The following is a 12,644-nucleotide window of genomic DNA, read 5'->3' on the forward strand; positions in this document are numbered from 1 at the left end:
TAAACAGCTACGGTTCTAGAGGCACTATCCCTTTCTAAAAAGATAAAAAACGCCGCCTCTGCAAAAAATCTCAGAGGCGGCAGTCGGATCAAAAATTATAATCTGTACAATAATGTTTAAAGTCAGAAGGAGGAAGGATTCGCTCTCCAGGACTGAAGTAGCTGTACATCCTCTTCTTGTATCCGGTTCTCGGATAGGGCTACATCGATGAGTGCACCGTAGTTGGACAAGCTCTGCAGCGGAATTCCAGCTTCGGCGAAGGCTTGTACCGCTTTATCCAGCTGATAGCTGAATATGGCCAGTACCGCCAGCGGCTCTGCACCTGCATCCTTGACCGCTTGCGCTGCTTTCAATGAGCTGCCGCCGGTGGAGATCAGGTCCTCAATCACAACCACCTTCTGCCCCGTCTTGATCAGACCTTCAATCAGGTTTTCCTTGCCATGGCCTTTGGCCTTGTCCCGAATATAAGACATCGGCAGATTCAACTTCTGGGATACAAAGGCCGCGTGCGGAATTCCTGCTGTCGCCGTTCCGGCAATGGCTTCCGCTTCCGGATACTGCTCCCGGATGACAGCAGCAAACGATTCAGCGATGTAGTCACGAATCTCGGGGTAGGACATCGTCAGGCGGTTGTCGCAGTAAATTGGGGATTTGATGCCCGACGTCCATGTAAACGGCTGGTGTGGACGAAGGGAAACGGCCTCAATCTTCAGCAAATGGGATGCGATCTGATGCGGAATATTCGCGAGTGTACTCATGCTTGAATCATCTCCTCAATAATCTGTTCTGCTGCTTGTCTAGGGTTCGCGGTAGCGGTGATTGGTCGACCAACAACTAGATAGTGGCTGCCCCTGCGAACCGCTTCTCCCGGCGTAAGCACCCGGGCCTGGTCACCGATATCCGCGCCAGCAGGACGAATGCCCGGGATAACGGTTTTAAAATCCTTACCGCACGCGGTGCGAATGGCTTCCACTTCAAGCGATGAAGCCACGACGCCGTGCAGTCCGGCTTGCTGGGCCAACGAAGCGTATCTTACAACGGTGTCCTCTACAAGCCCTGGGATCCCGATTTCGTTATTCATGACATCCTGATTCGTACTGGTTAACTGCGTTACCGCTATAATTGTAGGCATGGCAAGACCCGGGGTTTCCGCCACTGCGGCCTCTGCCCCGGCTTTTGCCGCCTGCATCATGAGCGCACCGCCGCCGGCGTGGACGTTAAACATGTCCACACCCAGCCGCGTAACGCTGTGCGAGCCGCCTTTTACCGTATTGGGGATATCGTGCATCTTCACGTCCAGAAACACGGAATATCCTTTTGCTTTCAGTTCTTTCACGAAGTCAGGACCTGCGGCGTAGAAGAGCTGCATGCCCACCTTCATGTAACAGGGAATGCCCTCGAGCTGCTGAACCAGATCCTTCGCACGATCGGCATCCGGGTAATCCAGGGCCACCATCAGGCGGCCCGCCATTTCATTGTAGCTTGAGCTTGCGTTCATCTGTACCCCTCCTTCTCGATTTAAACCGGCATCGCTTCCGAGGAGAAGTTGATCGTCTCCAGCATGGTCAGAAGCTCACGAACCGTATCGAGCGAGGTCATGCACACTACGCCGTTCTCAACCGCTTCACGGCGAATACGGAATCCGTCACGCTGCGGCGTTTTGCCTTTGGTCAATGTGTTAAAGACAAAGTTCGCTTCACCTGTGCGGATCATATCCAGAATATTTGGTGTTCCTTCGGACAGCTTGTTAATGGTCGTCACATCAAGTCCCGCTTCTTTTAATGCCGCGGCTGTTCCGCCTGTTGCTATGATTTTATAACCAAGCTTATGGAAGCCTTTGAGCAGTGCTGCTGCTTCGGCTTTATCCTTGTCTGCGATGGTAGCGATAATGGCACCCGTCGAAGGAATCTTCATGCCTGCACCGATCAGCCCTTTATATAGTGCCTTGGCATACTTCACATCGCGGCCCATCACCTCACCGGTAGATTTCATCTCCGGTCCGAGTGTAGGCTCAACGCGGCGAAGCTTCGCAAAGGAGAACACCGGCACTTTAACCGATACATAGTCGCTTTCCGGCCACATGCCTTCCTCGTATCCCAAATCCTTGAGCTTCCCGCCCATAATGGCCTGCGTAGCCAGGTTCGCCATCGGGATGCCGGTAACCTTGCTCAGGAATGGAACTGTCCGGGAGGAGCGCGGGTTCACTTCGATCACGTACACTTCATTTTTGTAGATAACGAACTGGATGTTGACAAGTCCGCGCGTATTCAGTTCCTTGGCAATCTTGATCGTAATCTCCGTGATCTTTTCCTTCAGATCCTGGGACAAGTACTGTGGAGGGTATACGGCAATCGAGTCACCGGAGTGAACTCCTGCGCGCTCTACATGCTCCATAATTCCCGGAATCAGAACGGTGTCGCCATCGCAGATCGCGTCTACTTCCACTTCCTTGCCCATCATGTACCGGTCAATCAGCACCGGATGATCCGGGTTAATCTTAACCGCCTCTTTCATGTAGCTAAGCAGCTCGCTGTCGGAGTATACAATCTCCATGGCCCGTCCGCCGAGTACATACGATGGTCTTACCAGTACCGGATAACCCAGCGATTGAGCCGTTTCTACAGCATCATCAACCGATATTACGGTTTTTCCTTTCGGTTGGGCAATGTCCAGTCTGGACAGGAGCGCTTCGAATTTTTTGCGATCCTCGGCTTCGTCAATGCTTTCCAGACTTGTGCCCAGAATCTTCACGCCCGCTTTGCTCAGCGGTTCGGCGAGATTAATGGCCGTCTGCCCACCGAACTGCACGATGACGCCGATCGGCTTCTCCTGTTCGATGACGTGCATAACATCTTCGAAGAAGAGCGGTTCGAAGTAGAGGCGATCCGACGTATTAAAGTCGGTTGATACGGTTTCCGGATTGTTGTTGATTATAACCGCTTCGTATCCCGCCTTCTGGATCGCCCATACAGCGTGCACGGTGGAGTAGTCGAACTCGATGCCTTGACCGATCCGAATCGGACCGGAACCCAGCACGATGACCTTTTCCTTGGCGGATTCGATGACTTCATTTTCCGTTTCATAAGTTGAGTAGTAGTATGGCGTTGTTGCTTCGAACTCTGCAGCGCAGGTGTCGACCATTTTGTAAACCGGACGCAATCCATGCTCGTGACGCAGGAACCTGATTGATTCTTCGGTTGTATGTGTACTCGCATTGCCTTCAGCGCGAAGCTCGGCAATTGCGCGATCCGTGAAACCAAGACGTTTCGCTTCGTACAGGGTTTCATAAGTCAATGAAGCTTCTTGGCGGATGTGATCTTCATATTTAATCAGGCGCTCGATTTTGTCCAGGAACCACCAGTCGATGTTTGTAAGGTCTTGGATCTGCTGCAGTCCATAACCGCGGCGGAATGCTTCGGCGATCAGGAATATCCGCTCATCGTCTGCTTTCACAAGACGCTGCTGGAGCACTTCATCACTCAGCTCAGCGGCACCTTTCAGGTAAAGACGGTGCACACCGATCTCCAAGGAGCGGACTGCTTTATGAATGGATTCCTCAAAGGTGCGTCCAATCGCCATCACTTCGCCGGTTGCCTTCATCTGTGTTCCCAGCTTCCGGTTAGCGTGGATAAACTTATCGAATGGCCAGCGCGGGATTTTGCTGACGATATAGTCCAGGGTAGGCTCGAAGCAAGCATAGGTCTGGCCCGTTACCGGATTCACAATCTCGTCCAGCGTGTAACCCATGGCGATTTTGGCTGCCATCTTGGCAATCGGATAACCCGTTGCTTTTGAAGCGAGCGCAGATGAGCGGCTGACCCGCGGATTTACCTCGATGACGTAGTATTGGTAGCTGTTCGGATCCAGCGCGAACTGTACGTTACATCCGCCTTCAATGTTCAGGGCACGGATGATCTTGAGCGATGCGCTCCGGAGCATTTGATACTCGCGGTCAGACAGCGTCTGGCTTGGTGCCACAACGATACTGTCGCCTGTATGAACGCCCACCGGATCGAAGTTCTCCATGTTACACACAACGATACAGTTGTCGTTCGCATCGCGCATGACCTCGTACTCGACTTCCTTCATCCCTGCGATGCTCTTCTCGATCAGACACTGTGTAATCGGGCTGTAGCGAAGGCCGGAGCTGACCGTTTCGCGCAGTTCCTCTTCCGTTGCGCAGATACCTCCGCCGGTTCCTCCCAAAGTGTAGGCAGGACGAACGATAAGCGGATAGCCGATCTCATCAGCGAAGTCCATTGCCTCTTCCAAAGTCGTTACGATGGTGCTCTCTGGTACAGGCTGCTCAAGCTCGCGCATCAGCTCACGGAACAAGTCGCGGTCTTCCGCTTTCTCAATCGATCCCAGCTGAGTTCCGAGCAGTTTGACATTCTCCTGTTCCAAAATGCCGGCACGCGCAAGCTCAACCGCCATGTTCAGACCCGTTTGTCCTCCAAGCGTTGGGAGCAATCCGTCCGGACGCTCCTGTCGGATGATTTGCGTGACAAAATCCAGGGTGATGGGCTCAATGTATACTTTATCCGCCATGTTAGTATCTGTCATGATGGTCGCGGGGTTGCTGTTGATCAGCACAACCTCGATGCCTTCTTCTTTCAGTGCTTGGCAAGCTTGCGTTCCTGCATAGTCAAATTCCGCTGCTTGACCGATGACAATCGGACCGGAGCCGATGACGAGAATTTTTTTGAGTGTTTCATTTTTAGGCATATTAGCGAGCTCCTTTCACGGCTGCTGCCAGAACCGCCTGGCGCGGCTTCCGGACTTCATTCTGTTTATGGTCTCTTATCATTTCAAGGAATTGATCGAACAGATAGCTGCTGTCGTGCGGTCCAGGTGCAGCTTCAGGGTGATACTGTACGGAGAAGGCCGGGAATTTCGAGTGCTTCAAGCCTTCAATCGTTTTATCGTTATTGTTGATATGCGTGACTTCAAGCTCCGTGCCTTTAACGGAATCTTCATTTACTGTAAACCCATGATTCTGGGAAGTAATATAGCAGCGTCCGCTGGCAAGCTCTTTAACCGGATGGTTCCCGCCGCGGTGTCCGAATTTTAGCTTCTCGGTGTCAGCGCCCGCAGCCAGTGCAAACAATTGATGACCCAGGCAGATGCCGAAGATCGGATATTCGCCAAGCAGTTGTTTGACCATGTCTACAGCGTACGGAACATCTTTCGGGTCCCCAGGGCCGTTGGACAACTGGATTCCATCCGGATGGAGTCTGCGGATTTCGTCCGCAGTGGTGTCATGCGGAACTACGATCACATCGCAGCCACGGGAAGTCAGCTCGCGTAAAATCCCGCTTTTTGCACCGAAGTCAACCAGAACGATCCGTTCCTTGGAGCCGGGGCTCGTAAACATTTGCGGTGTTGAAGTACTTGCCACCTGATTGCGAAGTTCAGCAATCGTTGTGTCGCCGAGCATTTCCTTCAGCTCTTCTACCGGCTTGTTGGACGTTGTCAGAATCCCCTTCATGGTTCCGTAATGACGGATGATGCGGGTCAACATCCGTGTATCGATTTCGCTGATCCCTGGAATTCCATATTCCTTCAACAAGCTGTCAACGCTGTATTCTGCACGCCAGTTGCTAGGAACAGGCTCATGACGACGAACAACGAATCCGTGGACGAACGGCCGAATGGATTCAAAGTCATCCCGCGTGATGCCGTAGTTTCCGATCAAAGGGTACGTCATCGTCACGATCTGTCCGCAGTAGGACGGGTCGCTCAGCACCTCTTGATATCCTGTAATCCCTGTATTGAAAACGACCTCTCCGGTCATTTCAGCATCCGCGCCGAAGGATTTTCCGCTGAACAGCGTACCGTCCTCCAGTAACAATCTTGCCTGCATCCCGATCACTCCTGTCATCTATGTGTAATATATTTTATAAGTCATTGGCCTAAGTGTTACTTAAAATCCATTTTGTTCGGACCATTTCATATCGCCGTCCACCCAAGTCATCACAGGCCAGCCCTTCAGCTTCCAGCCGGTGAATGGAGTGTTGCGGCCTTTCGTAGCGAACTCTTCCGGGTTCACTTCCTTCTCGGCTTCCAGGTCAATCATGGTCAGGTCCGCTGCTGCCCCGGCTTCCAGCACACCCGTTGCAAGACCGAATACTCTTGCCGGATCACTTGTCATCCGTTTGACCAGCAGTGCGAGATCCCATTTGCCTGTTGCAACAAACTTGGTATAGAGCAGTGGAAATGCCGTTTCGAATCCAACGATACCGAACGGTGCGAGCTCCATGCCTTTGGCTTTCTCTTCAGCGCTGTGCGGGGCATGATCCGTCACGATCATATCAAGCGTTCCGTCCAGCAGACCTTCTATACAAGCCTCTACGTCACGCGGAGTGCGCAGCGGCGGATTCATCTTCCAGTTTGCATCAAGGCCGGGAATATCTTCGTCCGATAGCACCAGATGGTGGGGGCATACCTCAGCTGTTACCGAGATGCCAATCGCCTTCGCCTGGCGGATCAAACGTACGGACTGCTCTGTGCTCACATGGCATACATGGTAGTGTACCCCGGTGGCTTCCGTCAGCAAAATATCCCGTCCGACATGGATTGCTTCCGACTCGTTCGGAATTCCTTTCAGGCCATGCTGCTGGGCGAACTTGCCTTCGGTCACGCAAGCTCCCTTTACCAGCGAATCGTCCTCGCAGTGAGCGATAACCGGCATGCCCAGCGCTTTAGCTTTTTTCATGGCATCTTTCATCATCTGTGCGTTCTGTACGCCGACCCCGTCATCCGTGAATCCAATCGCCCCTGCTGCCTTCAAGGCTTCGAAGTCTGTCAGTTCACGGCCCAGCTCATTCCTGGTTATTGCAGCGTAAGGCAGCACCTTCGCAAGATTCGCCTCACTCGCTTTGTCCAGTATCAGTTTCACCGTTTCAGGCGAGTCAGTAACCGGCCTTGTGTTAGGCATGCAGGCGATGGTCGTAAATCCGCCCTTCACTGCTGAGCGGCTGCCGCTCTCGATCGTTTCCTTGTGCTCATAACCCGGCTCTCTCAAGTGCACATGCATATCGATGAATCCCGGTGTGACCAGTTTGCCCTCGGCATCGATTATCCGCACGTTCTCGCCCGCTTCCGGCAAGGCTCCAGCCTCACTCACAACCGACTGAATCAATCCGTCTGCAATGACGATATGTTTGTCTTCGAGCTGTCCTTGTTCATTGATCACTTTGGCATTCCTTATCACTTGCATTTGCATCTTGGTTCCCCTCCGCAGCAGAAGCACCGTTCGCTTCTTTGTATATTGTATAATAAAAATTCACGTTTGTGTATAATTATTAATATTTATTCATCCATATTCATGCTTCAGGTTAGCCCTTCATCGCCCGTTCCATAACCGCCATGCGAATCGGCACTCCGTTCGCCATCTGATTGAATATCATCGATCTGGGACTTTCCACAACCGTGTCATCAATTTCAACGTTCCGGTTCACGGGTGCCGGATGCATAATCATCGTGTGCCCTGACAGCCTCGCTGCCCGTTCTTCCGTAAGACCGTACTGCTCCCGGTATTCCGCGCTGGATTTGAATACTCCTGCGTTATGACGCTCCAGCTGAACCCTCAGCATCATAACCACATCAGCCTTCAGCGCCGTTTCCATCGATACATAAGGTGCATACTGGGCAAGCTCTGGTGCCTGCATCGTTTCCGGTGCGCAGAACTGCACATGCGCTCCGAATTTCTGCAGCGCCCACAAGTCCGAACGCGCCACCCTGCTGTGTTTGATATCTCCGATGATAGACACCGTTAATCCTTTAAGCTCTCCGAAACTTTTCTTCATTGTATATAGGTCAAGCAGTGCCTGCGTTGGATGCTCATTGTTGCCATCTCCTGCATTCACCAGTGGAATCGACACCCGTTCTGCCAGTTCTTGAAGCACTCCTGAAGGTTTCAAGCGGATGACACCTGCGTCAATCCCCATCGATTCCAAGGTCCGCACGGTATCGTAGATCGACTCGCCCTTCTCTACACTTGAGGCTGCCGCTGCAAAGTTCATCACCTCGGCGCCGAGTCTTTTCTCAGCCATTTCAAAAGAAAATCTCGTTCTGGTGCTGTTCTCGAAGAACATATTAACCGCAAATTTTGATTTGAGAACCGGTACCACTTTGTCGGACTGCGCTTCCCAATATGCCGCCCGATTCAAGATCGATCCAATCTCGTCTCTGCTAATATCCTTCAATCCTAAGAGGCTGCGTTCTTTCACTGAAATGGCTGTTGTCATGATTATCGTTCCTCTCTTTGGCTAATGGTCACTTCATCCTTGCCGTCGATTTCGGTTAATGCCACCGTAATTTCCTCATGTTTAGAGGTAGGAACGTTCTTTCCGATATAATCCGGCCGGATCGGGAGTTCGCGATGGCCGCGATCTGCGAGAACCGCAAGCTGTATCATTCTTGGCCGCCCGCAATCCATCAGGGCATCCATCGCCGCCCGAATGGTTCGTCCGGTGTACAGCACATCATCGAACAAAATCACTTTCTTATCATGGATGTTCAGGTGCTCCAGACTGAGCTTTGCTCCTTCCACCCGCTCTGCGGTGGCTTCCTTACTATCCCGGTCATCCCGGTAGGAGGTCACATCAATCTCTCCCCAAGGAATCGGCGTACCTTCAATCTCGTTCATTCGCTCGGCGATTCTCTGAGCCAGAAACACCCCGCGTGTACGGATGCCGACCAGTACACAATCTTCAATCCCTTTATTCTTTTCCAATATTTCATGGGCAATTCTCGTTAGCGCGCGGCGGATGGCCGTCTCGTCCATAATCACATGCTGTTCATTGCTCATCCTTAAGTCCTCCTTCAACACGTTTGATTAGCCCTTTCCAGTTCCTGACGATCCGTGGGTTTCTTACACACAAAAAAACTCCTTGCCCGGCTTGGACAAGGAGTTGATCTCATAGAGATAGTGTGGAAAGCGCAGCATCTATCCGCAGACAGAGCTATGCCTCCTGTTAATGAACCTCGGTTCACGTTACCTTGCCAGCCTCACGGGACTGATTTAAAGGTGCTATTCGATTGATCTCATTATGACAGACCCCACAGGAGATGTCAACCTCGATCATGTCGAAAGTTGTCGCGTTCCGAACAGAGTTTATTACGCTATTAAAATTCGAATTCCACATCGCTAAGTCTGCTGCGAATTTCGGAAATTACCCGTTTCTCTTCTTCCTCACCGTCAGCAATGAAGGTCACGGAGAAGCGAACGAAATGTCCTGCATCATCCCAAGGCACCGTAGAGATCAGTTTCTCGCGGATCAGATATTGGGAGAAGTCCTCTCCGGACTCAAAGCGGCGGCCGCCTTTAACTCCTTTTGGAGCCTCCACATACAGGAAGAAGGAGCCTTTCGGTTTCTCGGCTGTAAAGCCAAGTTCATTCAGCACGTCCACCAGCATATTGTGACGACGCGAATACTTCTCTGCAATCTTCTCGGTAATTTGCGGATTGTCCAAGCCGTATGCTGCTGCCTTTTGGATGGCTATGAATTGACCGGAGTCGTTGTTGTCCTTCACATCGCCAAACGCTTTGACCACAAGCGGATTGCCGGCGATGAAGCCGATGCGCCATCCTGTCATGTTGTAGGATTTGGACAAGGAGTGAAGCTCCACGCCAACATCCTTCGCGCCAGGTACGGAGAGGAAGCTGAGCGGCTTCAAGCCATCGTAGGTGAGCGCTGCATATGGAGCATCGTGGACGACGACAACTCCGTACTTGCGAGCCCATTCCACAACCTCGGAGAAAAACTCAACGGTTGCGCTGGCACCCGTCGGGTTGTTCGGATAGTTCAGGTAGAGCAGTTTTGCACGGCGTGCAATGTCTTCAGGAATGGAACTGAGATCCGGCAAAAACGCGTTTTCTTTTTTCAATTCCACATTGTATACTTCGCCGCCCAAATACTTGGTGTGCGTGCCAAGCACGGGATATCCCGGAACCGTCATAATGGTTACATCCCCCGGGTTAATGAAGCAGGATGGCAGCATAGCCAGTGCAGGTTTGGAACCAATGGAGTGCAGCACTTCTGTAGCCGCATCGATTCCTTCGACGCCAAACACATTCTTCAAGTAGCGAACAGCCGCTTCCTTAAACTCAGGAATTCCGTTATCCGCATATCCCCGGTTTTCCCGCTTGGAGGCTTCCTCAGCGAGCTTCGCCACGATGCCTGCGTCCGCCATCTCGTCCGGCTCGCCAACACCCATATCGATAAGCTCCGTGTTCGGATGCTCCTGCTTCGCAGCTGCCTTCGCTCTCTTGATTTTCTCAAATTTATAAATGGCTGTATCTTTGCCATAGTTGGCACCGCCGATACGGTTAGCAAAGTTTTGCTGAATGTACGTTTCCTGATATTTGTCAATACTCATGATTTGTATTCATCTCCTACTCTTGCAATGATATTCATCCATAAATATGCCGTAAAATCTCGGCAGGAGCCATGCATTATATATCAAATGATTTGTACTTTTTCAGCTTGATCGTATGTCATAGACTTAAGCCTCATCAGCAAAATCCAGCTTAAGACAATTCCAGCCATTCCGCCAGGAGCTCGTCACGATTCGCAGCCAGCGACTCACGCTCATTCCAGCGCTGTTCCAGAAGCGCTGCATCCGTTCCGTCAACCATCGGACCCTCTGTCTCAAGCCATCCATCAAGCTGTTGAATGAGTCTCTCCAAACGGTCGATCTCCTCCTCCAGCCAATGGCTCCGTTCGGCAGAAGATGGATTCTCTCTTATTCGGTTTGAATGTTGCGCAGGTTGAGCGCTGGTCTTCTCCTTCGCTTTCTGCTGCGCTATCTTCGGCAAGGCAATGTCATCTCTTCCGCCTGGAAGCTCTCTTGCAAGTGACGCTGCAGCCAACTGATCCTTCTTGGCTCGAAAATCATCATAATTTCCCAAGTAAACGATAAGCTTGCCTTGTTCCAAATCCCATACTTTATGAGACAGCTGATTGACAAAATACCGGTCATGAGAGATGGCAAGTACGGTCCCCGCATAATCTCGCAATGCATCCTCCAGCGCTTCGCGTGAGGCGATATCCAAATGGTTGGTTGGTTCATCCAGAAGAAGCAGATTCGGCTTCTGGTATATAAGCAGCGCTAACCTTAATCGTGTCCATTCACCGCCCGACAGCTGCCCGACCGTTCTGAATACAGCCGCTCCGTAGAACAGATACCTTGCCAATATCCCGCGAGCTTCGCCTTCCTCAACCCCGGCCTTCCCGCGGAAATATTGAAGCACGGATTCCTTGGGATTCTCCGGCTCTTCTTGTTGCGCCAAGTAGCCCACATCCACCCTGGAACCCCATTCCAGCGTTCCGGAATCCGGCATCAGCTCTCCCATCAGCACCTTGAAGAGCGTTGTTTTACCGCTGCCGTTCGAGCCCATGAGCACAATCTTCTCACCATACTCTAGCAAGCCGGATGCCCCTCTCAGCACCCTCTGATCTCCGTAAGCAACCTCAACTTGTTCAAAGTATGCCACACGGCGGCCCGAACGATCCTGCGGATTGAGATCAAAATCAGCTTGCCTCCGTTCCAATACAGGCCTCTTGACCTGTTCCATCCGTTCCAGCGCCCTGCGCATGGACGCCGCCCGTTTGAAAAATTTCTCATTGCCGCCGATGCGTCCGAATTCCTCCAGCTGCTTGATCGATTCCTTCATCTTTTTGATCACTTTCTGCTGCTCTTGATACTCCGCAAACTGTTGGAGCAACCGTTCCTCCTTATCTCTCATAAATGCGGTGTAACCGCCATTGGCTGTGAAAACTTCCCCATCCTCGATCTCAATCGTTTTGGACACCACCCGATCGAGAAAATATCGGTCATGGGAGATAATGACGCAGGTTCCCGGATAGTCGCGCAGAAAACCCTCCAGCCATTCGGTACGTGCCAGATCCAGATGATTGGTCGGTTCATCAAGCAGCAGCAATTCCGGCTGTACGATCAGCTGTGATGCCAGCATCACCCGAGTTTGTTCTCCGCCAGACAACGAGCCGAAAGTATGCCCGTACTCACGCTTGGAGATTTGAAGCCCTGAAGCAATCCTATCGATGCTGGCCTCAAGTTCATAACCGCCCTCGATCTCAAACCGCTCCTGAAGAGCTGAATAGCGGCGGAGTACACGATCTAATTGCGCTGCATCCGCGGCGATCTCAACATCACTCATTTTCTTCTCAAGCTCTGTCATCTCCGTTCGGTAGTCCGTCAGATGACTCAAGCCCTGTGACAGCACATCCAGCACCGTCCAGGCATCCATATAGCTCGGAATTTGCTCCAAATATCCGATTTTCGCATTCTTCTTTATCGCCAATTGTCCTTCGGTTGGCTTGTCATGACCAGCAAGAAGACGCATCAGCGTTGACTTTCCGCTTCCGTTGCTTCCGATGAGAGCAACCTTCTCGCCTTCTTGGATTTCAAATGATATCTGGTCCAGCACCAGATTGGCGCCGTGGTATTGAGTAAGTTTTTGTACATTGATCATATTCATATTAGGTTTCCTCCTGTATGCTCCGAACAAATTTCATCCGTACTGTTCGAATGCCTGTTAGCTGGAGAAGAACCGGGCGCTGCAAATGCAAAAAGGGCCCACAGAGCAAGCTCTGCGGACCCTTAAGAATAGTAAGCCT

9 protein-coding genes are annotated in these 12,644 nt (G+C 51.7%); all 9 read right to left on the bottom strand.

All coding sequences use genetic code 11. The features are described 5' to 3' along the window. Window positions 1–122: 122 nt before the first annotated feature. Entirely contained in the window at window positions 123–758 is a 636-nt protein-coding gene (gene pyrE, locus M2277_RS17070) for an orotate phosphoribosyltransferase (protein ID WP_120662294.1), read from the bottom strand. Then, on the bottom strand, window positions 755–1,498 hold the full coding sequence (gene pyrF, locus M2277_RS17075) for an orotidine-5'-phosphate decarboxylase (protein ID WP_120662295.1): 744 nt from the start codon (window positions 1,496–1,498) through the stop codon (window positions 755–757). Before pyrF ends, pyrE begins: the two co-directional genes overlap by 4 nt. Window positions 1,499–1,518: 20 nt before the next feature. Beyond that, a complete protein-coding gene (carB, locus tag M2277_RS17080; protein WP_280755234.1) occupies window positions 1,519–4,725 on the bottom strand; it encodes a carbamoyl-phosphate synthase large subunit in 3,207 nt (1,068 codons plus the stop codon). A 1-nt stretch (window position 4,726) separates the two neighbouring features. Next, complete coding sequence (carA, locus tag M2277_RS17085; RefSeq protein ID WP_063478980.1) at window positions 4,727–5,863, bottom strand: glutamine-hydrolyzing carbamoyl-phosphate synthase small subunit; 1,137 nt, start codon at window positions 5,861–5,863, stop codon at window positions 4,727–4,729. A gap of 60 nt (window positions 5,864–5,923) precedes the next feature. Then, a complete protein-coding gene (locus M2277_RS17090) occupies window positions 5,924–7,225 on the bottom strand; it encodes a dihydroorotase (RefSeq protein ID WP_036637921.1) in 1,302 nt (433 codons plus the stop codon). 112 nt (window positions 7,226–7,337) lie between these two features. Further along, the gene (locus M2277_RS17095; RefSeq protein ID WP_269148277.1) at window positions 7,338–8,252 is read right to left on the bottom strand and encodes an aspartate carbamoyltransferase catalytic subunit; all 915 of its coding nucleotides are present in this window, start codon (window positions 8,250–8,252) and stop codon (window positions 7,338–7,340) included. Continuing rightward, complete coding sequence (gene pyrR / locus M2277_RS17100; RefSeq protein WP_006209104.1) at window positions 8,252–8,812, bottom strand: bifunctional pyr operon transcriptional regulator/uracil phosphoribosyltransferase PyrR; 561 nt, start codon at window positions 8,810–8,812, stop codon at window positions 8,252–8,254. The genes M2277_RS17095 and pyrR overlap by 1 nt, the downstream gene beginning before the upstream one ends. Window positions 8,813–9,129: 317 nt before the next feature. Then, window positions 9,130–10,383 (bottom strand): LL-diaminopimelate aminotransferase, encoded by a 1,254-nt coding sequence (locus M2277_RS17105; protein WP_036637917.1) that lies wholly within the window; start codon window positions 10,381–10,383, stop codon window positions 9,130–9,132. Between the two features lie 151 nt (window positions 10,384–10,534). Further along, on the bottom strand, window positions 10,535–12,505 hold the full coding sequence (gene abc-f / locus M2277_RS17110) for a ribosomal protection-like ABC-F family protein (RefSeq protein ID WP_280755235.1): 1,971 nt from the start codon (window positions 12,503–12,505) through the stop codon (window positions 10,535–10,537). Window positions 12,506–12,644 lie beyond the last annotated feature (139 nt).

It is taken from the genome of Paenibacillus sp. LBL, assembly GCF_029893715.1.
In the GTDB taxonomy this organism is placed as follows: domain Bacteria; phylum Bacillota; class Bacilli; order Paenibacillales; family Paenibacillaceae; genus Paenibacillus_AQ; species Paenibacillus_AQ glucanolyticus.